The sequence below is a fragment of the Bradyrhizobium sp. F1.4.3 genome (assembly GCF_040548375.1).
Taxonomy (GTDB): domain Bacteria; phylum Pseudomonadota; class Alphaproteobacteria; order Rhizobiales; family Xanthobacteraceae; genus Bradyrhizobium.
This window is the reverse complement of the sequence record NZ_JBEPRN010000009.1, coordinates 237,661-263,347: the sequence shown is the minus strand read 5'-3', so window position 1 is coordinate 263,347 and position 25,687 is coordinate 237,661. Positions and strand designations below refer to the sequence as shown.

Sequence of the window (25,687 nt, the reverse complement as noted above, 5' to 3'; positions counted from 1 at the left end):
TTCACCGACACCCCGCCGCACAGCCAACGATAGGCATCGTGGCTCTCGCACAGCCGCTCCAACGCCCGCGCGCTGCCGACGCCCTCGCTGGTGGCCGAGAGCCACAGCGCCAGCAAAAGCCGCGGCGAGGTCGCGGGGTGACCGGGGCGGTCGCCCCTGGCCTTGATCCGGTTCTCCAGTTCACTCAGATCAAGCTCTTCGACATAAGACCAGATCAGGCGCACCGGGTGGTCTTCCCCGATCAGGCTCTCGATATCCACCGCCCGCAACGCGATCTGGTCGCGCTGTGGCTCACGCAGCCGTGGCGCGCCGAGCGGCGCCGCGTCGGCTTCGGGCTTCGACTGCGCCGGCAGATCACCGAACAATTCATCGGCAGCCATCTTCGCCTCCCGCCAATCCATCATCGCCAGAGAATCACATTCCACCAGCATTCGGACAGATTTACCTGGCACGCTGCCAAAAAAATCACACGCTCTGAGGTGCGAGCTGTGCGGCGCGTAGCACCGCGCAGCGAGCCTCGAAGGGCGACGGCCCGACTGCATCCGTCGGAAGCATCTCGGCCGTTCATCCTTCGAGGCTCCCCACGCGACGCGTAGCGCCGCATGGTTCGCGCCTCAGGATGACGGATTGAATGGAGCACTTGCGCCGAGCCGCTACCCTCTCGCCCGACGGAATATTTCCGCGCTTGCCAATCAGGCCACCGCGGTTCAGAAAAAAGAGGCAAGAAGAAACGCGAGCGGAGACCTCTGTTTTGACCATCAAGGGCAAGGCCTACATTGCCGGGATTTTTGAACATCCGACCCGGCACGCGCCGGACAAATCCACCGCCCAGCTCCACGCCGAGGTCGCCAAGGGCGCGATCGAGGATGCAGGGCTCAGCAAGGACGATGTCGACGGCTATTTCTGCGCGGGCGATGCGCCCGGCGGCGCCTGGCCGATGGTCGATTATCTAGGGCTGAACACCAAAAAGCTCCGCCACGTCGATTCCACCGAGACCGGCGGCTGTTCCTACATCATCCATCTCGGCCATGCCGCCGAAGCGATTGCCGCGGGCAAATGCTCGATCGCGCTGATCACGCTGGCCGGCAAGCCGCGCACCGGCGCGATGCCGCCGCGCGCCGCCGGCGCGGAAGCCGATTTCGAGTCAGCCTACGGCGCGACCACGCACAATGCCTATGGCATGTGTGCCATGCGCCACATGCACGACTATGGCACCACCAGCGAGCAGCTTGCCTGGATCAAGGTCGCGGCCTCGCATCACGCGCAATACAATCCGCATGCGATGCTCAAGGACGTCGTCACCGTCGAGGACGTGCTGAATTCACCGATGATCTCCGATCCGCTGCATCGCATGGATTGCTGCGTCGTCTCCGACGGCGGCGGCGCGCTGATCGTGACCACGCCCGAGATCGCCAAGAGCCTGAAGAAGCCGCTGGTCAAGTTGATCGGTCATGGCGAGGCGATGAAGGGCCCGCGCGGCGGCAAGGATCTCGATCTCACTTACTCCGCCGGCATCTGGTCCGGCCCGCGTGCGTTCGAGGAAGCCGGCATCACGCCGAAGGACATCAAATATGCCTCGATCTACGACAGCTTCACCATCACGGTGCTGATGCAGCTCGAGGACCTCGGCTTCTGCAAGAAGGGCGAGGGCGGCAAGTTCGTTGCCGACGGAAATCTGATCTCGGGCGTCGGCAAGCTGCCGTTCAACACCGATGGCGGCGGCCTCTGCAGCAACCATCCCGTCAACCGCGGCGGCATGACCAAGATCATCGAGGCCGTCAGGCAGTTGCGCGGCGAGGCGCATCCGAAGGTGCAGGTTCCGAATTGCGATCTCGCCATCGCCCACGGCACCGGCGGCCTTTTGGGTGTTCGCCACGCCGCCTCGACGGCCATTCTGGAGCGCGTGTGATGAGTGAAGCAAAAAAGTATCCGGCACCGGTGACCAATCCGGAGACCGCCGTATTCTGGGATGCCGCGAAGCAGGGCAAGTTCATGATCAAGCGCTGCACCGCCTGCGGTGAAGCGCATTACTTCCCACGTGCGATCTGCCCGTTCTGCTACTCCGACAAGACGGTGTGGGAGGAAAGTTCGGGCGAGGCCACGATCTACACTTACAGCCTGATGCGGAAGTCGCCGACCGGTCCCTACGCGATCGGCTACGTCACGCTGAAGGAGGGGCCGTCGCTGCAAACCAATTTCATCGATTGCGATCTTGAGAAGCTCAAGATCGGCCAGAAGGTGAAGGTGGTGTTCAAGCCGACCGACGGCGCGCCATTGCCGTTCTTCACGCCAGTGTAGTTCTTACTTCCCTTCTCCCCTTGCGGGAGAAGGTGGTGCGAAGCGCCGGATGAGGGGTATCGCTCCACGGAGACAATGCTCGATGCGGAGGCAACCCCTCACCCAAATGAGTTTGCTGCACGGCTCTCGCAGCCCTCTCCCGCAAGGGGAGAGGGCACATTAACGGGCGCCGCTGCTCGCTGAGAAGGATGCCGGGAGGAAACGAACAAAATGTCCGCCAGATACGAAGAACTCAAAGGCCTGAAGAACCTCGGCCAGAAATACGCCTACAGCGATCGCGAGGTCATGCTCTATGCCTACGGCATCGGTCTCGGCGCCGATCCGATGGATGAGAACGAGCTCGCCTTCGTCAACGAGGGCACGCTGACGCCGCGGCCGCTCAAGGTGGTGCCGACCTTCGCCTCCGTCGCGGCGTGGGGCTCGGGGCCGGGTGAGATGAATCTCAACCGCGTCATGGTGGTCGATGGCGAGCGTGACATCACCTTTCACCAGCCGCTGCCGGTGGCCGCGCACATCACCGCTGACTCCTCCGTTGTCGAGGTCTACGACAAGGGCAAGGACAAGGGCGTGGTGATCAGCCACCAGACCGTGCTGAAGAACGAGAAGGGCGAGAAGCTTGCTACGCTGGTCGCCTCGCGTTTCGCCCGGGGCGATGGCGGCTTTGGCGGGCCGAACCTGACCCAGCCCGATCCGCACAAGATCCCGTCGCGCAGCCCCGACCGCACGATCGACATCGCCACGCGTCCGGATCAGGCGCTGGTCTATCGCCTCTGCGGCGACCGCAACCCGCTGCATAGCGATCCGGAGTTTGCCAAGAAGGCCGGCTTCCCGCGCCCGATCCTGCACGGCATGTGCACGTACGGCATCACCTGCCGCGGCGTGCTCCAGACCTATGCCGATTACGATGCAAGTGCATTCCGCCAGCACGTCGCGCGGTTTTCTTCGCCGGTCTATCCCGGCGAGACCGTGACCATGGACCTCTGGAAGGACGGCAATTTGATCTCGTTCGAAGCCAAGGTGAAGTCGCGCGGGGTGACCGTGATCAAGAACGGCAGGACGGTGCTGGGATAGGTCGGTCTCGTGCCCCGGACGCAGCGCAGCGCTTCTTCAGCGGTGCGCTGCTGAGCCGGGGCCCAGAAAGTGGCCGCGAAGAAGAATGGGTCCCGGCTCTGCGACGCAGCGTTTCAGGCTGCATCGCGTCCGGGACACGAAGAGAAGACAAAAACAGGGAGATGCCACCATGGGACTACTCGACGGCAAGGTTGCGCTGATCACCGGCGCGGGCGGGGGGCTTGGTGAGGCCTACGCAAAGCTGTTTGCGCGGGAAGGGGCGTCCGTCGTCGTCAACGACCTCGGCGGGCCCCGCGACGGCTCCGGCGCCGACAAGTCGATGGCGCAGCTTGTGGTGGACGCGATCAGGGCCGAGGGCGGCAAGGCGGTCGCCAACGGCGCCGACATCTCCACCATGGAGGGTGGCCAGTCGGTGTTCGACGACGCCATCAAGCACTTTGGCCGGGCCGATATCCTCGTCAACAATGCCGGCATTTTGCGCGACCAGACCTTCTCCAAGGCCTCGGAGTCCGACTGGGACAAGGTCATCAAGGTGCACCTGAAGGGTACCTTTTGTTGCACCATGCCGGTGTTTCGCTGGATGCGGGAAAACGGCGGCGGCGTTATCGTCAACACCTCCTCGACCTCCGGCCTGATCGGCAATTTCGGCCAGACCAATTACGGCGCGGCCAAGGGCGGCATCTGGGGCCTGTCCAATGTGCTGGCGATCGAGGGCCGCAAATACAACATCCGGATCTGGACGCTGGCCCCGGGCGCGCTGACCCGCATGACCGCAGACCTGCCCCGCTATAAGGAGAACCCCGGTGCGGCGCTGGGGCCGGACGGCATCGCGCCGGCCGTGCTATATATGGTCAGCGATTTGTCGGGCGACCAGACCGGCAAGGTGCTGGGTGTGTCCGGGCCCCGCGGCGTGCGCGAAATGCGGATGATGGAAATGGAAGGCTGGAAACCGCCGCATACGGGCTGGAAGGCCCAGGACATCGCTGATCACGCCAAGGAGATCTTCTTCTCCGAGGAGCAGATCAAGATGGGTGCGCGGCGGTTTTAGCCACGACAGATGATAGGACAGAGAGACCCGATGAAACTCACCGCCGACGCCAAGGGCACCTTCGCAATCGCGCCGACGCCGTTCCACGACGACGGCCGGATCGACGAGCGCTCGATCGACCGCCTGACCGATTTCTACGAGGAGGTTGGCTGCGACGGCGTCACGGTGCTGGGCATCCTCGGCGAGGCGCCGAAGCTTGACGCCGCCGAGGCCGAGCAGGTCGCTGTGCGCTTCGTCAAGCGCGCCAAGAAGATGCAGGTCATCGTCGGCGTCTCCGCGCCGGGCTTTGCCACCATGCGCTCGTTGGCGAAGGCTTCGATGGACGCGGGCGCGGCTGGCGTCATGATCGCGCCGCCGCCGTCGCTCCGTACCGACGACCAGATCGTCGGCTATTTCAAGCAGGCGGCCGAGGCCATCGGACCGGATGTGCCCTGGGTGCTCCAGGACTATCCGCTGACGCTCTCGGTGGTGTTCACCCCTGCCGTGATCCGCAAGATCGTCATGGACAATCCGAACTGCGTAATGCTGAAGCACGAGGATTGGCCGGGACTCGAAAAGATCTCGACGCTGCGCAGCTTCCAGAACGACGGCTCGCTGCGACCGCTCTCGATCCTCTGCGGCAATGGCGGCACGTTCCTCGATTTCGAGATGGAGCGTGGCGCGGACGGCGCCATGACCGGCTACGCCTTCCCCGAACTGCTGATCGACGTCGTGAACCTCTCGAAGGCCGGCAAGCGCGATGCCGCGCATGATCTGTTTGACGCGCATCTGCCGCTGATCCGCTACGAGCAGCAGCCGGGCGCGGGCCTTGCCGTGCGCAAATACGTGCTCCAGAAGCGCGGCATCATCGCCTCCAGCGCCCAGCGCAAGCCCGGCGCGACCATCACGCCGGCGGCGAAGGCCGAGGTCGACTATCTGCTGTCGCGCGTCGCCCGCTTCGACAAGCGCGCCAATCTCCAGCCGCAATCGAGCGCCGCAGGTTAGTTGCATGGTAGAGGCCGCCGCATCACGCCCCGCGTCCACGATCCTTCTGCTACGCGATGGCGCAAAGGAGATCGAGGTCTTCATGATGGTTCGCCATCATCAGATCGAGTTCAATTCGGGCGCGCTGGTGTTTCCCGGCGGCAGCGTCGATGCGGGCGACAACGAGATTGTCGCCCGCATCGACCTGTATTCGGGCGGCGAGGGGCTGAGCGAGGCGGACCGCGGTTTTCGTATCGCCGCGATCCGCGAGACCTTTGAGGAAAGCGGCATCCTGCTGGCGCGCTCGAAAGGTTCGAGCACGCCGATCGATGCCAAGCGCGCCGGCGAGATCGCGGACAAGCATCGCGTCGCGCTCAACGAGCACAAGATCAGCTTCCTCAGCGTCCTCGCCGACAACGGTCTCGAGCTCGCGCTCGACACGCTCGTGCCTTACGCGCACTGGATCACGCCGGAGGGCATGCCCAAACGTTTCGACACCTGGTTCTTCCTCGCCGCAGCGCCGCCCGATCAGCTCGGCGCCCATGACGGCAGGGAGTCGACCGACTCGATCTGGGTGTCGGCGCGCGAAGCGGTGGAGGGCGGTGAGAGCGGCCGGTTCAAGCTGCCGTTCCCGACCACGCGCAACCTGATCCGTCTGGCGAAGCAGGGTAGGGTGGACGCCGCGCTCGACCACGCCCGCAGCATGTCGATCGTGACGGTGATGCCGATCATGACCAAGACAGAAAGCGGCCGCCAGCTCCGCATTCCCCGCGAAGCCGGCTATGACGGCGAGGTGTTCGAGGTCGGCGCCGTCGGATAGCACACTTCGACACACGACGAACTATTGTGCTCGTGGCCGCTGTATGTTCCGTCCCCTGAAAGCAGGACGGGACGCGCCATGGACAACCGGCAGGACACCAACATCGCCGTGGATCTGGCGCTGCTGGTCGCGCTCGCAACGCTCTGGGGCGGCTCCTACACCTTCATCAAGCTCGGCGTCGCCACCATCCCGCCGATCACGCTGATCGCGGCGCGTACCACGATCGCGGGCCTCTTGCTGCTGATCGTCATGCAGGCGCGCGGCGTCAAAATGCCGACGGATGCCGCGACCTGGCAACGCTTCGCGTTCCAGGCCGTGCTCAACAGCGTGATTCCCTGGACGCTGATCGCCTGGGGTGAGCGCCATGTCGATGCCGCGCTCGCCACCATCCTCAACTCGGCCGGACCGATCTTCACCTTCCTGCTCACGGCGGTCGTCACTCGCCACGAGGCGACGACACCACGAAAGCTGATCGGCGTGGTCGCCGGCATGGTCGGCATCCTGCTGATCGTCGGCGTCGATGCGTTCCATGACATCGGCAGCGGGCTCGTCGCGGAGGCCGCGATCGTCGCCGCCACCATCTGCTACGCCTGCGCCGCGATCTTCGGCCGGAGTTTTAAAGGCCTCGATCCGATGGCACCCGCCGCCGGCTCGCTGCTTGCGGGCGCCGCGGTCCTGGTCCCGGCCTCGCTCGTGTTCGAACAGCCCTGGACGCTGTCGCCCTCGCTGAGTTCCGTTCTGGCGCTGCTCGCGCTGGCCGTGTTCTCGACCGCGGCGGCGTTTGCGATCTATTTCCGCCTGATCCAGACGCTCGGCTCGGTCGGCACCACCGCGCAGGCCTATCTGCGCGTGCCGATCGGGGTCGCCATCAGCGTCGTCTTCCTCGGCGAGACCCTGAGCCGGACCGCCTGGATCGGCTTGGCCTGCGTGGTCATCGGCGTTGCCGCCATGACGATCCCGGCCCGGCGCCCGGCGAGCGTCAAAACGTCCTGATCTCAAGGGCTAATCCGGGACCGACCGGCAATTTTAAGGATATTCCGCGGCCGGAGGCATGTTCCCCCGGGGCCGCAACGTCGTATATTGGGCTCCCAGTAGCCCGGTCCGCAAAACACACCAATGTCAGCCGAATTGACGCCGACCCCTGAGAAAAAGCGAACATTTTCGCTCTCCATCGGCCAGTTGACGTTCGGCAGCTTCCTGCTGGTGCTGGCGGTGATCATCGTCACCTCGACCGCGAGCGTGATCGCGATCCGGCACATCGACACGACCTTCGCCGAGTTGCAGCGGCTCCAGAGCGTCGGCGACCTGGCCGAGGACATCGACCGGCGCATGAACGAGCTGCGCCTTGCCGCGCGCGACTTCGTCACTGATCCCGGCGCCGGCATCCAGTTCAAGCAGGTAGGCGAGGCGGCCTCGACGCTCAGCGACATCCTGAAGAAGACCCGCATCGAGCTCGCGCCCGAGCAGCAGGACATGATCGACGGGGTCACCGAGCGGCTTGCGACCTATCGCAGTGGTCTGGAGCGGATCTCGACCCTGATCGACCGGCGCGCGCAGCTGCTCGCTGGGCTGCCGCCGCTGCGCGACCAGTTCGACGCCGCCGTCGCTGGTGCTGCGGACCGCCAACTCGCCGCCCGCCTGTCGGAGGCGCAGAGCCGGATCGCACTCGGGCTGCTCGCGCGCAACCCGTCCGCGGCCGAGCAGGCCGCGCAGGGCATGCGGACGATGGACATCGCCGATGCCAAGCTGAAGTCGGCCGTGAACAGTTACGCCGATGCCATCATCGCGGTCGCCGTCCGCGAGCGGCAGATCGCCGATATCGACCGCGAGGTGCTGGGAACCGAGGGTCGGCTGATCGGGCGTGTCACCGAATTGCTGCGCGAGGTCAGCGCGCGGCGCGGCCACGTGCTGTCGCGCGACTTCGCCCGTACGCTGACCGAGGCGCGGTGGCAAAGCATCGTGCTCGGCACCATCGGCGTGCTGATCGGCATGGCCGCGGCATGGTTCGTGGTGCGGCGGACGGTGCGTCCGCTGGCCCAGATCGCGCGATCCATTCGCGCGCTTGCAGCCGGCGAGAAGAATGCCTCGATCCCGTCGGCCGACCTCGACAACGAGATCGGCGACATCGCGCGCGCCGCCGAGGTGTTTCGCCGCGCGCTGGAGGAGGCCGACACGGCGCGCGAGGCGGCGGTGCGCGCGCTCACTGAGCAGCGGCTGGCCGAGGAAGGCTATCGCAAGCTGTTCGAGGGCTCGGTCGACGGCATCTATGTGACGACGCCGGCCGGCGACCTCCTCAACGCCAATCCGGCGCTGGCGCGGATGATGGGCTATGACAGCCCGCAGCACCTGATCGACAGCATCAACGACATCGCCCACACCATCTACGTCCATTCCGAGGCGCGCGAGGAGTACCAACGGCTGATGCACCGCGATGGCATGGTGCGCGAGTTCGAGTACCAGGTGCGCCAGCGCAGCGGCGACATCCTCTGGCTCTCCGACAGCGCGACGGGCGTGCGGGACGAGCAGGGCAAGATCGTCCGCTACGAGGGCACGCTGCGCGACATCACCGACCAGAAGCGGGCGGAAGACGCCATCGCCGAAGGCCGGCGCCTGCTTCAGCAGGTCATCGACACCGTGCCCGCCGTCATCAACGTCAAGGACCGCGACCTGCGCTATGTGCTGATGAACCGTTACATGGCCGGCATCTTCGGCATCGAGCCCGGTGACGCGCTCGGCCGCACCACCGCGGACCTGATGTCGCGCTACGGTGCGGCCAAGACCGACGAGCACGACAAGCGCGTGGTCCAGTTCCGCAAGGGCCTCGGTTTCTACGAGGAGGAGTACAAGGACTCCTCCGGCAACATGCGGCAATGGCTTGTCAACAAGCTGCCGCTGCTCGATGCCGAGGGCGAGATCGAGCGGATCGTCACCGTGGCGCTCGACATCGGCGAGCGCAAGCGCGGCGAGCAGGAGATGCGGAAGGCGAAGGACGCCGCCGAGACCGCGCTGCGCAATCTGCGCGAGACCCAGGCCTCGCTGATCGAGGCAGAAAAGCTCGCGGCACTCGGGCGCCTGGTCGCCGGCGTCGCGCACGAGGTCAACAATCCCGTCGGCATCAGCCTCACGGTCGCCTCTGCGCTGGAACGCAAGACCGCGATGTTCACCGCCGAGGTCGAGCGCGGCGAGCTTCGCCGCTCCACGCTCAACGACTACCTCCACACCAGCCGCGACGCGTCCTCGCAGCTTGTCTCCAATCTCAACCGTGCGGCCGAGCTGATCCAGTCGTTCAAGCAGGTCGCCGCCGATCGCAACTATTCGGACCAGCGCACCTTCGACCTCGCCGATCTTACCGAGCAGGTGGTGATGAGCCTGCGGCCGGGCCTGCGCAAGCAGAACCTGACGCTCAATGTCGATTGCCAGCCCAATCTGACCATGAACAGCTATCCCGGCCCGTACGGTCAGGTGCTGACCAATCTGTTCCTCAATTCCGTTGCACATGCTTTCCCGGACGGCCGGCCGGGGATCATCGACATCCAGGTACGCGAGTCGGGCAAGGACAATGTCGAGATCATCGTTGCCGACAATGGCTGCGGCATGAGCCTCGACGTCCGCCGCCGCGCGTTCGATCCGTTCTTCACGACGCGGCGCGACCAGGGCGGCACCGGCCTCGGGTTGCACATCGTCTACAGCATCGTCACCAACCGGCTCGGCGGGCGGCTCGATCTCGATTCCGCGCCAGGCGGTGGCACGCGTATCCAGATGATTCTGCCGCGCGTCGCGCCGCTCGAACAGGCTGCGGAATAGCTCGCGCTCAATCGACGTCTGCGAGCTTGTGGAGAGTGGCGCCAAAGATCTGGCTGGCCTTGCCGACCAGAGCTGTGCCCGTCATGTCCGCGCGCGTAGCCGTGAAAGTGCCGCTGACACCGATGCCGACTGCCGCGGGACCGCCGAACAGGGGATTGTCGTCGCCTCGCGGGGAGGTATGCCGCTGCACCAGCACCTCGCCCTTGAAGGTGTTGTCCTTCACCGTGTAGCTGCCGGTGTAATAGAGATAGGCGTCGCCGCCAAGGATCTTGCCGTCGCGGAAAAGAATCACGCCGCTGCCCTTGCCGACTCGACCATCGAGCAGGGTTACGTGAATCGAATAGAGGCCGTTCTTCATAACGTCCCGTAGGCCGGCCGCCGTCGCCCAGCGGCGTAACCGGTGAAGCTTTTATGCCAAAGCGCAATCCCTCGCGCAACGCGGCAGTTTGCCGGCCGGCAGGCCGCCCCAATCACACGAACCGTAATTGTCCCGTCTTGTCTGTGACACGGATATGACGGTCTCATCGTGGGGCGAGGCCGGTCATTGCGAATCAGAGTTGGCCCGCGAAATGCATAACCATTGTTGCACTGGCCGCGGGGTGCTGGAGCAAGACGAACGTGACCAACTGGATCGATTCCGGCGGCGATGAGCCGCATCTGTACAGTGTGCGTCCCACGAATTGCGAAGCAGAACGACGGCGAGTTGGCCGCGCGACACGCAGGCGAAGCATGGCGAGGCTCGGCGGTGCCTTGCTCCTGATTGCGCTTGCTGCTCCCTTCGGGTACGCGCGCGACCGTGGCCAGTTCGTCAACACCAGTGCCGAGCTGAAGGCCTGGTTCGACGGTCTGCGCAGCGGCAAGGGGCCATGCTGCTCCGATGCCGACGGTTCGGCAATCTCGGACTCCGACTGGGAGAGCAAGGACGGGCACTATCGTGTCCGCGTCCCGCGCCTTGGCTATGTGATCGAGGGCCAGCAGCAGGAGCTCGTCTGGGTGGACGTGCCCGAGGAGGCCGTGATCTCGGAGCCGAACCGGGTCGGACGGACCATGGTCTGGCCGATCTACGGCTACATGGGCGTCACCATCCGATGCTTTATGCCCGGTAGCATGACCTAACCCCGGCGCTAGCTCGTCCGGTCTTGCTGACGATCGATGCGGCCGTGCCGCGTCAGGTGTATTTCTTGTCGCGCTCGAGCAGCTCGATCGAGATCCCTTCGGGACCGCGGATGAAGCAGATGCGGACGCCGGGCCGGATCGTGGTCGGCTCGCGCGTGAAGGTCACGCCCTTGGCCTTGATCTCGGCTGCGACGGCGTCGATATCTTTCACCGTGAGACCGAAATGGTCGAGGCCTTGATGCGGGTGCGGCGGTGGCGGGCTGACGGCGTTGTCACCCTCCAGCGGCGCGATGAAGATTTTTGCGCCGCCAAGGTTCACGTCGATTCGCCCCGGTGCGCGCGCGATCTCGCCCCCGAGGATATCCCGCAGCCAGGCCGCAGTGGCCTCCGGATCGGGGCTGCGCAGATGGACGTGATCCCAAGTGACGACTGGCATTTCATTTCCTCCCGACGGGTCTTCGCGATGTTGCGGCGCATGTTAGCGATCCGGGCCGGTGATCGCCACCGTGCGTCTTACCCGCGATTCGCGCGCTCGCGGGAACCTTAGTTCCTCCTGCGGATTGAAAAAGGACGCGAATGAGAGTTCGGTCGCAGAATGGCCGCATCGGGCCCTTATGATGAGGCAACATGCCGGAAAGCGCCCGGGCCGGCATTCGGTGATGCACCCATGAACGCAGGGTTTGGCCGGATCGGAATGGGAAGCGTCGTCGGGACCGGCGAGGGTCTGTCACGGTCTGGGGCCGTGACAAGCGTCTGGGTCAAGCGGGGCATGCTATGGCTGCTCGCCGCGATCATCATCGGCAGCGCCATCTGGCTGCTGATGCCCCCCTCCGAAGGCAATGTTGCGCAAACCGAGCCAGTGAAGTTGGCACTGGCAACTGTCGATCCGGCTCCGGCGGCAACGGCCGCAGAGACTTCGGCAGCGGAGGCCGCGGGGCTCGACCGGCTTAAGATTTCTTCGCAGACTTGGCGCCGCGGCGGGCTCGGCTCGAAGGCGCTGGTAACCTTCACCGTGCGAAATGACAATGACTATGCCGTAAAGGATGTCGAGATCGTCTGCGCCTTTACGCGACGTGACGGCAGCCATCTGACCGACCGCAGCCGCGTGCTGGCCGATACGGTAAGCATGAAGAGCCGCAAGACCTTTGCGCGCGTGCCTGTCGGCTTCATCAACGTTAATGCTGATCAGGCAAAATGCTCGCTGGTGACGGCGCGGCGTGCGTAAAGCGCGGCGCATTCCGCTAGCTAGCGGAAAAGTGACTGTCCTCCCCCTTGGTCAAAAAACTTAGCGTTGCCATTTGAACCGAACGGCTGGGCGTAGGAACCAATTAAAGGACCGCTTGTTAGGGCGGATAGCCCACGCGGGGACGCGGGGGGCGGAGTGCGGCCAATGCCCATCTTTCGCTATTTCATGTTTGTCGGCGGAGCGCTGCTCGCACTGTTGTTCGCGGCGGATTTTGTTTGGCCGGCGCCGCCGGTTGCGGACGCCGTTGCGACCGCAAGCTATGACCAGCCGCTGATCCGGATACGGTCCGACCGCCATCTGCCCGATCGTGTTGTGCTTGACACCAGCCAGCCGACGATCGCTGCCCCCGTGGTGAAGACCGCGGCTGTCGCGGCCCCGCAGCCGCCGGCGCAGGCGGATGCGTTGGCCGTGATGTCGGCTAAGGCGCGGGTGCGTGAGACCTTTGCCCAGTTCACGCCGGCGTCACCGAAGGCCGATGCAGCCTCAGCGAGGGCTCCCACTCAGCCCAAGCGCAAGGTCGCCAGGGCGCGTCCGGCGCTGCCGCGCGGCCAGCCGATGATGCTGGTGGCACAGCAGCCGCATTTCGGTCTGTTCAACACGACCTGGTAAAACGCCTTTGACCCGCCTCGATAGGGCGGGTAGGGCTTTTTATTGTCCGACCTCTCTGCTAATCCCAATGCATCCGAACGCCACCCGGCGTGCTGGCTCTCCAGCAACGGTCCGGCGCGTCTCGGTTGTGACCCACTACCCCCGGGTCAGGGCGCTCGTAGCTCAGTTGGATAGAGCATCGGATTTCGATTCCGAGGGCCGGAGGTTCGAATCCTTCCGAGCGCGCCATTTGCGTACAAAACTGCGAACGTCGGGGTTCGCGTTTGAATATCCGGTGGTATCGGCGGCAGCCTAGCAGACGTTGGCCGTCTGCCGAGCGTTGCAGAACACGCCCCCCCCAAATCGAAAATGGGTCGCGGAGTGATTTGGTTCCGCATCTTGAGGAACCGAAAGCCGGTGCCGGTGCTGCGGCCAAAAACGGGTTGAGAACGACAGGGCTGGATCTCCGGAAACGCAGGGTTCCAAGACTCCCGCAGAACGCAACCATCCGCCTACGCAGGCGCTTTGAAGCAGAAACGGGTCTCGCAAGGTGATCTGTCAGATTCGTGTGTCCCGAAAGCAGCACTCAGACACAAAACTTCATTGGCATTGCTTGTCGCCACAATCGCGGCAATCTCTGACCCGAGTGTTGATGAAATGATTTGCGATCTCAAATTGTACTAACTTTTGCGCTTTTTGCGCCGTGCGGGCGCAACCGCTCTTTCAATTTGTCGTCGTTAGCGACCGACATTTCTGGGGGGAGGAGCTTTCGCGATGGCTGGCGTTGCTGGTTGGGTTCTTCCATGCTTTCACTTGGCCAGTTGTGAGAACGAGGCGCCCGCAAACGGGTATTTTCGAATATTGCAATCCGCGATTGCGGTCCTCCGGAAGCAAGATCGGCGGACAGCGTCGGCCAATCGGGCTAGATCAAGTCGCTTTCACGTCACGGCGCTGGCGTTGCTCGCGTCGGGTGCCCTGATCGATGCGGCCGCAGCTCAATCCTGCACCGTAGCTCCCGGTTCCACCGTCACACTCACCAGTGGGACTTGCGCGATCGATCCGAATACGACTCTCATTGGCACGCCGGCGGTTCACGCCAGCACGACCGCCGCAATCACCACCAACAACGTCAACATCAATCTCTTCAACGGCGGCAGCGTCGGCGGCTTGGCCGACACGAACGGCACGATCATTTTCAGTTCCGGTTCTAGCATCAATGGCAACTGGAGCACTGCGGCGTGGGCGCAGAGCGGCGGCCAGATCGTCTTTCAGTCGGGGTCAGCCATCAATCCAGCGTTCAGTAGCGGCGGAACCGCGCTGCTGGCGGATGGCGCGGGTAGCCAGATCAGCGCGACGGGTCTCGGGGTGCATATCAACGGCGTCGGTAACATCGTGGCCGGGAGGGCCACGAATGGCGCCACCATCGATCTGTTAAATAGTTCAATCAGCTATGCCGCCGTTGGCCCTGGCGGCAATACGGGTCTTTGGGCGACCGGCTCCGGCAGCCAGGTTACGTCCACCGATACGACGATCTTGATGCCCGGCGGCGGCGGCAATGATGTCGGCGCGAAGGCGGGCGGAGGCGGTGCGGTCACGCTCATCAGAGGAAGTGTTGCCGTTAAAGGCAATGGCGGCGGCGAGATCGGGCTGCAAGCGAGCGGTGTCGGGAGCACGATCACGGCAACAGACGGTACTGTCTCGGTGTCGAGCAGCGGCGGCGCCGGCGCGCAGGCAGACAGCGCGGGACGAGTGGTGCTCACGAACACAACGGTCAACACGTCGGGCGCCTCGACGCCCGGTTTGCTGGCGATGGGAACGAACTCATCAATCGCCGCCATTGGCGTCGATGTCACCACGTCTGGTTCGACCGCCCACGCCGCGGCGGTGACAGGCGGCGGCACGCTGGACATGACCGGAAATTTGACCGCCAACGGCGCCGGTTCAAATGCCCTCAATGCAAGCGGCGGCACCGCGTCACTCTCTGTAACGATCTTGACCAGTCCGAACGGTGCGTCGATCGCTGCCCCCGGCGGCACCAGCGATGTGACCTTGACCGGCTCGGAAGCAGTTGCGAACAACGGCCAATGGCTTAACGTCAGTGGCGGTGCCACGCTTAATCTCGTCTCGGACGGCTCGATCTTGCGGGGCGTTGCGCTGACAGATTCCGGCAGCACGTCTAACGTCACTCTGAGAAATGGTTCGCAATGGACGATGACCGGCAACTCGAACGTCACCAATCTGACCAACGCTTCGAGCATGATCCAGTTCACGCCACCTGTCGGAGATCCCACGCTGCTGTCGAGTTACAAGACGCTCACGGCGGTGAATTACACCGGCCGGAGCGGCACGCTCGGGCTCAACACGTTTCTCGGGACCGATGGATCGCCGTCGGACAGGCTCGTCATCGACAGCGGCACCGCGACCGGCAACTCCTTCCTGAGCATCAGGAACACCACAGGCGCTGGTGCGCTCACGACTGGCAACGGCATCCTGGTGGTCGATGCGATCAATGGCGCGACCACTGCATCTGGCGCGTTCAGTCTATCCCGGCCGGTGCTGGCGGGCCCCTACCAATATACGCTGTTCCAATCGAGCCTCGATTCCAGCAATCCTCAGGCCTGGTATCTGCGCTCCACCCTCGATTGCGTCGCTCATCCTAACCTGCGCGCTTGCGGGGGCGGTGGAGGCGGCGGTGGAGGTGGAGGCGGTGGAGGTGGTGGTGGTGGCGGCGACATCCCCGACTTCAGGGAGGAGACGTCGCTCTATGCCGCGATCCCGTCGATGGCGCTTTTGTATGGGCGCAATCTGCTCGACACGTTGCACGAACGTATGGGCGAGGAGGAGGACGAGCGCTTCCGCGCCAATCCCGAAAACGCAAAGGTCGGTTGGGGCCGCATCCTCGGCGTCAACGGCGTGCAGCAAGGCGACAGTCTTGGCGTGCTCGGCGGATCGGCCGGTCCGCACTTTTCCTACAGCTTCCTGGCGCTGCAGGCCGGCATGGATGTCTATCGACACGATCGTCCCGACGGTTCGCGAGACCAGGCCGGCGCCTATTTCGCTGTCGGCGGTGCGCGAGGACGGGTCGCTCATTTCGATGGCGAGATAGGCGACAGCAACTTCGCCGCCTATACGCTCGGCGGCTACTGGACTCATTTCGGGCCGACCGGCTGGTATGTCGACTCGGTCCTGCAAGGCACATTCTACGATATCAGCAGCTCCGGAGATAACGGCATCCCGGCGCTCAAGACGGGGGCTCAAGGTGGTGCTGCTTCGGTGGAGGGCGGATACCCGTTCAAGTTCGCCGGCGGATACTTCATCGAACCGCAGGCGCAACTGGTCTATCAGAACATCCACATCAACGACGCCAGCGATGTCGCGGCCCAAATCCGCTTTGCCGATGCGACTTCGCTCGCTGCGCGGGTCGGCGCCCGGTTTGGCCGGACATGGGCGATCGACGACAGTGCGCGCACGATCACCGCGTGGATACGTCCAAACCTCTGGAACGAATTTCTCGGCAACCCCACCACCCTGTTCTCCTCGGAGACCGGCTTCGTTCCGTTCCAGGCCGATCTTGGCGGGCTGTGGGGAGAAATCAATGCCGGCGTCAGCGGCCAGGTCACATCGACAACCACGCTCTATGCGAATGCCTCCTACCAGAGCCGGTTCGACGGCGGCGGCTTCGCCTACAATGGAAAGGTGGGACTTCGGGTCAACTGGTAGGCAATATCTCAAGAACCATATCGTCTCCGTGCGGTCTCCCGTAGAGACAGGTTCGGTCCAACACCACCTCGCGGCCTACCGGCAAGGCAGCCCCATCGGTCCGGAGCGACTTGCAGGCTGCGGTGCTATACCCTGCGTTCCCAGGGGGGCAGATCGGCGCAAGCAAGGCGATCGCCTTGCTGTTGCAGCGAGCCAGCCTTGGCCTGCCGCATGGCGACGCGTCGGACCAATCCCGGGAAACCACAGCGCAATCTGCGCCGGAGAGGAAAGGGGCGAGGGTAATGAAGGAATTCCTGAAATCCACCATGATCGGAGGTGCGCTATTTCTTCTGCCTGTTGCGCTTCTCCTGGCTCTCCTCAGTCACGCGATGCGTATCGCGGTAAAAGCAGCACTTCCCGTTTCGCAGGCCCTTCATTTCGACCAGATAGGTAAGATTGCGGGCGTTGGAATTGTCACAGTCCTGGCAGTTGTCCTGCTGATCCTGGTTTCGTTTGTCGCTGGTGTACTCGCGCGGACAAAGACCGGCTCTCGCATCAGCGCGTGGGTTGAAAAGTCGGTTCTTGGCAGTCTCCCACAGTATCAGATGGTGAAGAGCATGGCTCAAGGCCTGGCGCAGGCCGAAGGCGCGAGCGATGAGTTCAAGCCGGTACTGGTGAGCACCGAGGGCGGTTGGCAAATCGGATATCTTCTGGAGGCCCTTGAAGGCGACTGGGTGGCGGTCTTCCTGCCGCAGGCTCCCACGCCGCTCGCCGGCAACGTCAGGTATTACCGCAGCGATCGCATCCGGCCCCTCGGCATTTCCATGCTGCAGGCCAGGGCGATCGTGACGAATATCGGGATTGGGTCGGCGGCCGTGCTCAAAGGAGAAAATCTGAGCCAATCGACTTGATTGCTACGGTTAAAAATTGGCTCTCCACGTCGGTCTAATCGTCGGGCCCCCTCGTGTGCGTCACCGGACCTACAGTGTAGACTGGCGCAGATTTCAACCGGGCGAACCTACGCTGAAACTCGCGAGGAGCGGTCGAGCGCGTGTACGGTGGCAATGGCCTCATCCCACGCTCATCGAGATCGAGCCACCTGTTGTACCGTTGTGCGCCGTGATCAGGGATGGGCGGGAGCAGAAGTCTTTTCCAATTCGCGGAGAATACGGGCGAGATCAGGATCGTCCGGCAAAATCCTGGCCAACTGCTGCCCGTATTTGAGCGCGTTCGCCGTATCGCCTGTCTCGCGATTGAAGCTCACCAAAGCAGAGAGGGTATCGCGATCCGCGGGATGGCGTTCGGCATTCTGCTCGAGCTGCCTGATCGCATCAGGTATACGACCCATCGAATGGAGCGCGATTGCGTAGACGTATGCATATCGTGCCTGGCCGGGCTGCAGATCCTTTGCGCGCTGAAGTTCTTGCAAGGCTTCCTGGGGGTGCTTTGAACGGACCAGCGCCAGCCCGAGTGCGTGATGAAGCGCTGCATTGTCCGGATCGGACCGCAACGACTGGTGCAAGACGGCTTCGGCTCGATCATCTTGTCTCTGCCGCGCATATAAATCAGCGAGATTGACTGCCGCAGGCGCATAGCGGTTATCGAGGCGAAGAGCGGCGAGATATTCTGTTTCGGCGTTGGCCATCTGGCCCTGACGCGCAAAAAAACTCCCGAGAGACGTGCGTCCTTCGGGGCGGTCGGCGTTCAAACGCTGAGCGTCGATATATTCCTGCGCGGCCTTTTCAAAGCTGGCGCGATGCTCTGCCGGCTGAAGCGCGGCTGGCAACCCTGCCAGAAGAGACGCGGCACGGACTCGCACCCCAGCCACAGGATCTGCGAGTGCTGCGGCCGCGATAGACCATAGACGTTGCACTGGAACGCCGTCCAGCATGTCGAGTGCGCCAATGCGCACCATCGGATCCGGATCGCTCAAGGCATCGCGCGCGATCTTGATTGCGTCGGGAGACAAGTAAGCGTTCAGTTCGGCAGTGGCACCAGCGCGCGCGAATCCGGGATTCTGCGTGTTGCTGGCGATACCGGCTAAGGCAGCCCCCGCGTCAGGCTGGCCAGCCCACGCCGCATGGAAGGCCTCACCGTAGGCTTGAAAGCCCTTCCGTTCGGGGCCGTGCCAGCGCTCGATAGCGGCGGCGGCCCATTCCGCCGACTGATCCTTATGGCAGGCGTTGCACGTATTCGGCGTGTCAAGCTGAACAGAAAGATCAGGACGTGGCACGCGAAAGCTGTGATCATGCCGTGAATCCACGACCATGTAGGTTTGGACGGGCATATGACATGAGGCGCAGGTTAGCGGAGGATTTGCGCCAGCATGTTGATGGTGGGAAGCCACGGCAAACTTGTCGGGTGCGTGGCATTGCAGGCAGACGTTGTCTCCAGAAGCTCGCGTTTTGCCGCTATGCGGATCGTGACAATCGCTGCATGTCACGCCTGCTGCAAACATTTTGCTCTGCTTGAACGAACCGTAGTTGTAGACCTCGTCCCGCATTTGCCCATCGGCAAAATAGAGGCCTCTGGACAAGGGCGAAACAGCATGTGTCTCCGATAGCCAGCGGCCCGGAATCCAGCCTTCGGATATCTGCCCGCGCCTTGCGTGGCAGAGACCGCACGTTTCGACTTCCTTGCGCAAAGTCACGGGCGGCGAAGATCGTGATGCCGTCGCGTCGCCTTCTCCACGCGACCACGATGCATTCAATCGCTCCGTAAAGCGGACCAGCAGCCCCCTTGTTTCGTCGTCTGTCTTGCCAAACGGCCAGATGCGCTTTCTTGCCGTCGCCCAAGCAACATGGCTGGAGCCTTGGCCATGACAGGTCTCGCAACCAACGCTGATCTCGGCCCTTGTGGTGTTGAAATGGTCCGTCGAGGGATCGTAATTCTTGCGTACTCCGGTGGAGTGGCATTCACTGCACATGAAATTCCAGTTCTGGTTCAACCGGGTCCAGTGAAGTGCGTCGGCGTGGTCAATCTTTTCGTTGGGGTAGAGGGAAAACCACCGCTGTCCTCCGTTTTCCTTGGGACGGGCATCCCAGGCGATCGTCAATGCCTGCAAGCGGCCATCGGGAAACTCGATCAGATATTGCTGAAGTGGATCGAGGCCGAAGGTGTACTTGATCTCATATTCGGCGAGTTTGCCATCGGGACCATCCGTCTCGACGAAGAATTTGCTGCCCTTGCGAAAGAAGCGGCTGCGCAATCCAAAATAATCAAAGCTGGCATTGTTGAAATCGCCAAGCACGGTGGCGTCGGTCGCATGATCCATCGCATGCTTGTGTTGTGACTGTCGCCAGAGGTCAGCCTCGACGCGATGGCAACCGGCGCAAGTCTCGCTGCCGACGAATTTTGCCGTTTCAGGCGATTCCGCGAGCGCAGCCTGCTTGAACTGCAAGCCTGTTCCGTTGCCGAGGGTGAGCCAAGCGACGAGGCCGCAGCCAATCAGCAGGAGCACCGCCGCGGTGGCAATTGCGCGACCGCGATTTGCGGGCGGCAGGCCGTTCGAAGTGCCCTGATGCTGATTGCGGCTCTTGTGCCTTGGGCGCCTATTCGATCGACTTGAGCTCGACTTCGGTAGTGCCAAACCTGTTCCCTCAAGCCTGCATTCGCCTGCAGCAACTTCGACTGCTGCTCCAATCGTCGATTGGCATCAATTCGAATAACGAAAACGTCACAAAGTGCAAGGACGGGTGGACGTCAACGCGCCGGCGCTCCGATCCCATTATTCGGAGGCGATCAATTGGGCTTTGCTCAGCCCGGCCATCATGGCGCCGACGATTTGATCCGTTGCCCCATGGCGGCGCATGAAGCCCTCGGGGTCGCCAGCTACGGGTTGGTAGCGTGACATTTTTTCCAACGCCTGTCGTACAGCGTCGCGATTACCAAGCTCCCCGTTCGCCACGGCAAGCAGGAACTGGCTGAACCCGGGATCGCCCAGCGCGGATCGTTCGGCGACCGCGAGCATTTGCTCGTAGTTGCCCTTCAAACAAAGCTCGATCGCGATGAGATGAAAATACCAGCTGGGAGGATTCAAGCTGCGCGCGATGGCGCGTTTGAGCATCGGAATCCCCTCCTCGAAATTCCCACGCACGGCAAGCCGCCAGCCGAGTTGGGCGAGGACTTCGGGATCATTCGGGTTGAGAGCCGCCGCCTGACGGGTGATGCGCTCGCTCTCGTCGTATCGCCCCGCATAAAAGTAGGCAGCCCCGAGAGCCTTGAGCGCCAGCGGATTGTTCGGTTGCAGCGTCACCGCACGGGCAGTCGCCTCAAGGGCCTTCTCGTATTCCTTTTGCCGGTTATTCTCACCGGTGTACCCCAGACGTCCTGCGTCGACGCGCAGCCAGCCGAGCATGGCCCAGCCATCGCTATAGTCAGGATCCCGCTGAACGGTCTGCTCAAGACACCGCAAAACCGGGTCGAACTCCGCCCGCGAAAAGTTGCGGCGGTAGCCGTAGGCGCGCAGGACGCACATATAGCTTTCCATGTTCGATACTGCAGCCGGCGATCGACTGTCGCCCAAATCGCTCTTGACCACACCATAGGGCTGGCCGATCACGGTCGCAATTTCGTCTGCGAGATCCGTTTGGATTCCCATGAGGGATTGGGGATTGGATGGCCGGGCGAAGGTCTTGGTCCAGACGACCTTGCCGTTTGTCGCATTCAGCACTTGGGTTGTGACACGCACTTCTTCGGCATTCGTCTGGACGCTTCCGGTAACGACATAGGTAACCCCAAGCCTGCGCGCGAGCTGCGCCGGCGCCAGGCTTGAGTCCTCCTCGGAGCCGACCGGAAAAATGTAGAGTCGGAAACCGGCGAACCGAAACAGATTGCCGATCAGCTCCTGGCCGATTCCATTGGCAAAAAAACGCGTGCTCTCGCCGGGGCTCAGCGCCTCGAATGGCATCACCAGCAGGGCAGGTTCGCGCGCGGAACGAAAGTGAGGCTGCGTCCGTCCAGAGAGCAAGATCCATCCCAGCACTCCAACAGCCAGGCCGGCCGCGAATGCTGCGACGATCCCCAAATGGCGACGAAAACCTGACCAGCTCGGCAGCTGGCCATCGGTCGCGAGATCATGTGTCGAATGGTCGCGGATGTCCGACGCTTGAGGGTCGGTTGAGGTGGGGAGCGATGGCGCGTTATGCCATTCGAAACTTGGTACGTACGAGCCCTTTGGAATCGAGATGCGGACCGCGTCGTTTTGGCCAGCGTCCATATAATAGCTGTCGAGATCGCGCCGCAGCCTTCGAGCTTCGAGACGGACGACCGGATCGGCTTGAGGATCGAAGGATTCGTCGCGGCCAAATACCGCCAGGGCAATCGTAAAGCCCTTCAGGCTTTCGGCGCGTCCCGTAAGGGTTTCATCGACGATGAAGCGAAGAAATGCGCGCCGTCGTTCGCTCGCCTGGAAATGTGGGCTCGAAAAGATGCGCTCCAACTCAGCCCATACGTCATCGGACGGCGGTAACACCCTCGCGCCTTCGCGCTGGGTGACGTCGCGAGACACGACGCTAGCTGCGGGCGCGTTGGAGAGATCACGCATCAACTGTGCGCCCCACGAATGACCTGATGTAGGCTAAGGCCATTGCGATGCCTTTGCAACTCACAAGCGAGTTAGCCCGAGCCGCACTTCTGCAACATCGGAATTTCTCATTGACTGACCAATAGCTTGAGCCGCTGTTGCGCGATTGTCGCAGTACCGTGGAGGGCCTCCTCGCGGACGAACGAACGATTGTCATAAATCTAGCTTTGATTGCACCGGATTTTTGATCGCATCGGTAAATCGATTGGAGGCTGTTCGTTCCACGCGATGTCTCGCGAGGTAGCTGGAGGTTACGAACATGTTCGTACCTTGACGGAGATGCGATCCGAGCCGTTACGTCGATGTCCAGAGCCGCCAACTCTGGTTTGTTGCATGGAGGAAATTCGATCCATCGTGGCCCGCTTTCCGCAGCGCGAACTTGACATTCGGCGCCGCGTCGTTCGCGACGCGCATTTTCGATCGATTTGTTCAGACTACGAGGAAGCGGCGAGGGCGCTCCGCCATTGGCAGCAAGCCATCGAGGAAGGAGATCGGGAGGGAGGTCGAAAAGCCGAGGAGTACGTCGGTCTGCTCGGCGAACTGGAAGGCGAGATCCTGGCGCATTTGGACCGGCCGTGAGCGAGCAGCGATCGGACGGCAAAACGGGTCAGGTCGGATTAGTCTCTGATTTTCGCTCGCAATGCCGCAGCGGCAGCACCGAAGTTCAGGTGCAAATGAAAACTCAGGAGGTGAGAGCCGTGAGAGACGCAATAAAGGACAAATTGAGGCAGTGCGGATGGGCGGCGCTTGCGGTGCCGCTGTTGTTCGCTACGACAGCAGCTCAGGCGCAAGCCCCGGTCCAGAAGCCGAACATCATATTGATCCTGTCGGACGACTTCGGCTATGGAGACGCGGGCGTGTATGGCGGCGGCGAAAATCGCGGCATGCCGACGCCAAGCATCGATCGCCTCGCGTCCGAAGGCATGCAATTCATGTCATTCTACGCGCAGCCGAGTTGCACGCCCGGTCGTGCTGCGGTGCAAACCGGCCGGATTCCAAATCGTAGCGGCATGACTACCGTGGCGTTCCAGGGCCAGGGCGGGGGCTTGCCGGCCGCGGAATGGACAGTGGCCTCGGTTCTGAAGACCGGCGGCTACAAGACGTTCTTCACGGGCAAATGGCACCTTGGCGAGGATGACTACGCGCTGCCGAACGCGCAGGGCTATGATGAGATGAAGTATGCAGGGCTGTATCATCTCAATGCGTACACCTATGCCGATCCCACCTGGTTTCCAGACATGGACCCCGAACTGAGAGCCATGTTCCAGCGCGTAACCAAGGGAGCGATGTCCGGAAACGCTGGGCAGACTGCGAAAGAAGACTTCAAGATCAACGGCCAGTACGTCAATACGCCTGACAAGGGCGTGGTCGGCATTCCGTTCTTCGACGAGTATGTCGAGAAGGCATCGCTCGACTACCTGGATCGCAACAAGGGATCGACGCAGCCCTTCTTCATGAGCGTCAACTTCATGAAGGTGCATCAGCCGAACATGCCGGCTCCCGAATTTCAGGGAAAGTCGCTCTCAAAGAGTAAATACGCCGACTCCGTCGTGGAGAACGACACACGCATCGGCCGTATCATGGAGAAGGTACGATCTCTGGGGCTCGACAAGAACACCTACGTCTTCTGGACGACGGACAATGGCGCGTGGCAGGACGTTTATCCGGATGCCGGATATACGCCGTTCCGCGGCACGAAAGGTACGGTCCGTGAGGGCGGCAACCGCGTTCCCTCGATCGCATGGGGCCCGGGCATCAAAGCCGGAACGAAGAATTCCGACATTGTCGGCGGTCTGGACTACATGGCGACGTTCGCGAAGCTCGCTGGCATAAAGCTGCCGGAGAACGACCGCGAGGGTAAGCCCATCATCTTCGACAGCTACGATATGTCCCCGGTCCTGTTCGGAACGGGCAAGTCGGAGCGCAAGAGCTGGTTCTACTTCACGGAGAACGAACTAACCCCCGGCGCAGCGCGCGTCGGCAATTACAAGGCCGTGTTCAATCTGCGCGGCGACGACGGCACCAAGACCGGCGGTCTCGCGGTTGACAGCAACCTTGGCTGGAAGGGAGCGGAGTCGTATGTCGCGACCGTCCCCCAGGTCTTCGATCTCTGGCAGGATCCTCAGGAGCGCTACGACGTTTTCATGAACAACTACACGGAGCGCACCTGGACCATGGTCACGATCAATGCCGCGACCAAGGACCTGATGCAGACTTACGTGAAATATCCTCCGCGGAAACTCCAGAGTGAGAGTTATGCAGGGCCGATCACCCTCACGCAGTATCAGCGATTCCAGTTCTTCCGGGATCAGCTTGCAAAGGACGGCTTCAGCATCGGCCTGCCTTCGGGCAACTAGATCGAGCGCATCGAACGGCCTCGAAGAGTTTCGAGGCCGTTCCTTTCTCAATTTTGAGATGGAATGACCGAGGACATATGAGGGGAAACCCGGTTGACCGACGCTCGATCCTGGCAGGCTTGCTGGCTTCGGCAGCGACCGTGTCTCTCTCGACGCGTCCGGCATCGGCGCAGGGTGATCCACTTGCATCGTGGAACGAGGGGCCGGCGAAGACCGCCATCCTGAACTTTGTCTCTGCGGTCACGAAGGAGGGAACGCCGGATTTTGTGCCTGCGTCAGAGCGCATTGCGACGTTCGACAACGATGGCACGCTCTGGTGCGAACAGCCGATGTATGTGCAGTTGGCCTTTGCACTGGATCGGGTGAAGGCGCTGTCCGGCAAGCATCCGGAATGGCGAAACAAGCAGCCTTTCAAGGCCGTTCTTGACAACGACCTCGCTACCCTTGCCAAGGCGGGCGAGCAGGGCCTAGTCGGGCTCGTGATGGCAACCCATGCCGGCATGACGACGGCGGAGTTCGAAAAAATCGCCAGCCACTGGATCGCGACAGCCCGCCATCCAAAGTTCGGCAAACTCTATACTGAGCTTGTCTATCAGCCAATGCTGGAGCTGCTCGCGTATCTGCGAAGCAATGGCTTCAAGACCTTCATCGTTTCCGGCGGCGGCATCGAATTCATGCGGCCGTGGACCGAGCGCGTCTACGGCATCTCTCCAGACCAGGTCGTCGGCTCCAGTATCAAGACCAAGTTCGAGACCAACAAGGGCCAACCCTCATTGATCCGTTTGCCAGCCGTCGATTTTATCGACGATGGCGCAGGCAAGCCGGTTGGCATCAATTCGCACATCGGTCGACGGCCGATTGCGGCCTTCGGCAATTCGGATGGCGATTTCCAGATGCTGCAATGGGCGACGGCAGCCGGCGGTCGCCGCTTCGGCCTCATCGTGCATCACACAGATCCAGAGCGTGAATACGCGTACGACCGGAAGTCTTCGTTTGGGCGGCTCGACAAGGCGCTTGATGCGGCGCAGTCCAATGGCTGGGCCGTGGTCGGCATGAAAGATGATTGGAAACGCGTATTCAGCTTTCAATAGAG

At 62.5% G+C, this 25,687-nt stretch carries 21 protein-coding genes and 1 tRNA gene; 17 read left to right on the top strand and 5 right to left on the bottom strand.

Annotation, left to right across the window (positions count from 1 at the left end; translation table 11 throughout):
- The coding region (locus tag ABIB73_RS23715) for a transposase (RefSeq protein WP_354227847.1) at positions 1–380 on the bottom strand (380 nt) is incomplete at its 3' end.
- Positions 381–751: 371 nt separating this feature from the next.
- On the opposite strand from ABIB73_RS23715, the gene ABIB73_RS23710 reads away from it, so the two are divergent.
- From ABIB73_RS23710 to ABIB73_RS23675, 8 genes are all read left to right on the top strand, one after another.
- Positions 752–1,909 carry a thiolase family protein gene (locus ABIB73_RS23710; protein ID WP_354227845.1) on the top strand — a complete coding sequence of 386 codons (1,158 nt, stop codon included), beginning with the start codon at positions 752–754 and terminating at the stop codon, positions 1,907–1,909.
- Complete coding sequence (locus ABIB73_RS23705) at positions 1,909–2,298, top strand: Zn-ribbon domain-containing OB-fold protein (protein WP_354227843.1); 390 nt, start codon at positions 1,909–1,911, stop codon at positions 2,296–2,298. Before ABIB73_RS23710 ends, ABIB73_RS23705 begins: the two co-directional genes overlap by 1 nt.
- A 210-nt stretch (positions 2,299–2,508) precedes the next feature.
- A complete protein-coding gene (locus ABIB73_RS23700; RefSeq protein ID WP_354227841.1) occupies positions 2,509–3,369 on the top strand; it encodes a MaoC family dehydratase in 861 nt (286 codons plus the stop codon).
- A 169-nt stretch (positions 3,370–3,538) separates the two neighbouring features.
- The gene (locus ABIB73_RS23695) at positions 3,539–4,417 is read left to right on the top strand and encodes an SDR family oxidoreductase (RefSeq protein ID WP_354227839.1); all 879 of its coding nucleotides are present in this window, start codon (positions 3,539–3,541) and stop codon (positions 4,415–4,417) included.
- A 30-nt stretch (positions 4,418–4,447) separates the two neighbouring features.
- The gene (locus tag ABIB73_RS23690) at positions 4,448–5,401 is read left to right on the top strand and encodes a dihydrodipicolinate synthase family protein (RefSeq protein ID WP_354227837.1); all 954 of its coding nucleotides are present in this window, start codon (positions 4,448–4,450) and stop codon (positions 5,399–5,401) included.
- Positions 5,402–5,405: 4 nt separating this feature from the next.
- Positions 5,406–6,200, top strand: coding sequence for an NUDIX hydrolase (locus ABIB73_RS23685; RefSeq protein ID WP_354227835.1), 795 nt, complete (start codon positions 5,406–5,408; stop codon positions 6,198–6,200).
- 78 nt (positions 6,201–6,278) lie between these two features.
- Positions 6,279–7,193 carry a DMT family transporter gene (locus ABIB73_RS23680; protein WP_354227834.1) on the top strand — a complete coding sequence of 305 codons (915 nt, stop codon included), beginning with the start codon at positions 6,279–6,281 and terminating at the stop codon, positions 7,191–7,193.
- 123 nt (positions 7,194–7,316) lie between these two features.
- Entirely contained in the window at positions 7,317–10,004 is a 2,688-nt protein-coding gene (locus tag ABIB73_RS23675; RefSeq protein WP_354227832.1) for a PAS domain S-box protein, read from the top strand.
- 7 nt (positions 10,005–10,011) lie between these two features.
- Here the strand turns inward: ABIB73_RS23675 and ABIB73_RS23670 are convergent, their stop codons facing one another.
- Complete coding sequence (locus ABIB73_RS23670) at positions 10,012–10,362, bottom strand: GrlR family regulatory protein (RefSeq protein WP_354227830.1); 351 nt, start codon at positions 10,360–10,362, stop codon at positions 10,012–10,014.
- A 260-nt stretch (positions 10,363–10,622) separates the two neighbouring features.
- Here ABIB73_RS23670 and ABIB73_RS23665 point away from each other — a divergent pair, with 260 nt between their 5' ends.
- Positions 10,623–11,120, top strand: a complete 498-nt coding sequence (locus ABIB73_RS23665) for a hypothetical protein (protein WP_354227828.1) — start codon at positions 10,623–10,625, stop codon at positions 11,118–11,120.
- Between the two features lie 52 nt (positions 11,121–11,172).
- Here ABIB73_RS23665 and ABIB73_RS23660 read toward each other — a convergent pair whose 3' ends face one another.
- Entirely contained in the window at positions 11,173–11,556 is a 384-nt protein-coding gene (locus ABIB73_RS23660; RefSeq protein WP_354227826.1) for a VOC family protein, read from the bottom strand.
- A gap of 231 nt (positions 11,557–11,787) precedes the next feature.
- Between ABIB73_RS23660 and ABIB73_RS23655 the strand changes: the two genes are divergently transcribed.
- From ABIB73_RS23655 to ABIB73_RS23635, 5 genes are all read left to right on the top strand, one after another.
- Complete coding sequence (locus ABIB73_RS23655; protein WP_354227878.1) at positions 11,788–12,345, top strand: hypothetical protein; 558 nt, start codon at positions 11,788–11,790, stop codon at positions 12,343–12,345.
- Between the two features lie 165 nt (positions 12,346–12,510).
- Positions 12,511–12,975, top strand: coding sequence for a hypothetical protein (locus tag ABIB73_RS23650; protein ID WP_354227824.1), 465 nt, complete (start codon positions 12,511–12,513; stop codon positions 12,973–12,975).
- A 151-nt stretch (positions 12,976–13,126) separates the two neighbouring features.
- Positions 13,127–13,203: transfer RNA gene (locus ABIB73_RS23645), tRNA-Arg, on the top strand.
- Positions 13,204–13,911: 708 nt separating this feature from the next.
- Positions 13,912–16,674, top strand: a complete 2,763-nt coding sequence (locus ABIB73_RS23640) for an autotransporter family protein (protein WP_354227822.1) — start codon at positions 13,912–13,914, stop codon at positions 16,672–16,674.
- Between the two features lie 281 nt (positions 16,675–16,955).
- Positions 16,956–17,564 carry a DUF502 domain-containing protein gene (locus tag ABIB73_RS23635; protein WP_354227820.1) on the top strand — a complete coding sequence of 203 codons (609 nt, stop codon included), beginning with the start codon at positions 16,956–16,958 and terminating at the stop codon, positions 17,562–17,564.
- A 212-nt stretch (positions 17,565–17,776) separates the two neighbouring features.
- Here ABIB73_RS23635 and ABIB73_RS23630 read toward each other — a convergent pair whose 3' ends face one another.
- The gene (locus ABIB73_RS23630) at positions 17,777–20,242 is read right to left on the bottom strand and encodes a tetratricopeptide repeat protein (protein ID WP_354227818.1); all 2,466 of its coding nucleotides are present in this window, start codon (positions 20,240–20,242) and stop codon (positions 17,777–17,779) included.
- 138 nt (positions 20,243–20,380) lie between these two features.
- Positions 20,381–22,198 (bottom strand): tetratricopeptide repeat protein, encoded by a 1,818-nt coding sequence (locus tag ABIB73_RS23625; protein ID WP_354227816.1) that lies wholly within the window; start codon positions 22,196–22,198, stop codon positions 20,381–20,383.
- A 372-nt stretch (positions 22,199–22,570) separates the two neighbouring features.
- On the opposite strand from ABIB73_RS23625, the gene ABIB73_RS23620 reads away from it, so the two are divergent.
- The 3 genes from ABIB73_RS23620 (at position 22,571) to ABIB73_RS23610 (ending at position 25,685) form a co-directional block, all read left to right on the top strand.
- Positions 22,571–22,816: a hypothetical protein gene (locus ABIB73_RS23620; RefSeq protein ID WP_354227814.1), complete on the top strand. Its 246-nt coding sequence runs from the start codon at positions 22,571–22,573 to the stop codon at positions 22,814–22,816.
- 173 nt (positions 22,817–22,989) lie between these two features.
- Positions 22,990–24,594, top strand: a complete 1,605-nt coding sequence (locus tag ABIB73_RS23615; RefSeq protein WP_354227876.1) for an arylsulfatase — start codon at positions 22,990–22,992, stop codon at positions 24,592–24,594.
- A 77-nt stretch (positions 24,595–24,671) separates the two neighbouring features.
- Positions 24,672–25,685, top strand: a complete 1,014-nt coding sequence (locus tag ABIB73_RS23610) for an HAD family hydrolase (protein WP_354227812.1) — start codon at positions 24,672–24,674, stop codon at positions 25,683–25,685.
- Positions 25,686–25,687 lie beyond the last annotated feature (2 nt).

Excerpts from the sequence above, each read along its gene's own strand:
- ABIB73_RS23705 (WP_354227843.1), top strand. The coding sequence starts at position 1,909 with ATGAGTGAAGCAAAAAAGTATCCGGCACCGGTGACCAATCCGGAGACC.
- ABIB73_RS23700 (WP_354227841.1), top strand. The coding sequence starts at position 2,509 with ATGTCCGCCAGATACGAAGAACTCAAAGGCCTGAAGAACCTCGGCCAG.
- ABIB73_RS23695 (WP_354227839.1), top strand. The coding sequence starts at position 3,539 with ATGGGACTACTCGACGGCAAGGTTGCGCTGATCACCGGCGCGGGCGGG.
- ABIB73_RS23690 (WP_354227837.1), top strand. The coding sequence starts at position 4,448 with ATGAAACTCACCGCCGACGCCAAGGGCACCTTCGCAATCGCGCCGACG.
- ABIB73_RS23685 (WP_354227835.1), top strand. The coding sequence starts at position 5,406 with ATGGTAGAGGCCGCCGCATCACGCCCCGCGTCCACGATCCTTCTGCTA.
- ABIB73_RS23680 (WP_354227834.1), top strand. The coding sequence starts at position 6,279 with ATGGACAACCGGCAGGACACCAACATCGCCGTGGATCTGGCGCTGCTG.
- ABIB73_RS23675 (WP_354227832.1), top strand. The coding sequence starts at position 7,317 with ATGTCAGCCGAATTGACGCCGACCCCTGAGAAAAAGCGAACATTTTCG.
- ABIB73_RS23670 (WP_354227830.1), bottom strand. The coding sequence starts at position 10,362 with ATGAAGAACGGCCTCTATTCGATTCACGTAACCCTGCTCGATGGTCGA.
- ABIB73_RS23660 (WP_354227826.1), bottom strand. The coding sequence starts at position 11,556 with ATGCCAGTCGTCACTTGGGATCACGTCCATCTGCGCAGCCCCGATCCG.
- ABIB73_RS23655 (WP_354227878.1), top strand. The coding sequence starts at position 11,788 with ATGAACGCAGGGTTTGGCCGGATCGGAATGGGAAGCGTCGTCGGGACC.
- ABIB73_RS23650 (WP_354227824.1), top strand. The coding sequence starts at position 12,511 with ATGCCCATCTTTCGCTATTTCATGTTTGTCGGCGGAGCGCTGCTCGCA.
- ABIB73_RS23635 (WP_354227820.1), top strand. The coding sequence starts at position 16,956 with ATGAAGGAATTCCTGAAATCCACCATGATCGGAGGTGCGCTATTTCTT.
- ABIB73_RS23625 (WP_354227816.1), bottom strand. The coding sequence starts at position 22,198 with ATGCGTGATCTCTCCAACGCGCCCGCAGCTAGCGTCGTGTCTCGCGAC.
- ABIB73_RS23620 (WP_354227814.1), top strand. The coding sequence starts at position 22,571 with ATGGAGGAAATTCGATCCATCGTGGCCCGCTTTCCGCAGCGCGAACTT.
- ABIB73_RS23610 (WP_354227812.1), top strand. The coding sequence starts at position 24,672 with ATGAGGGGAAACCCGGTTGACCGACGCTCGATCCTGGCAGGCTTGCTG.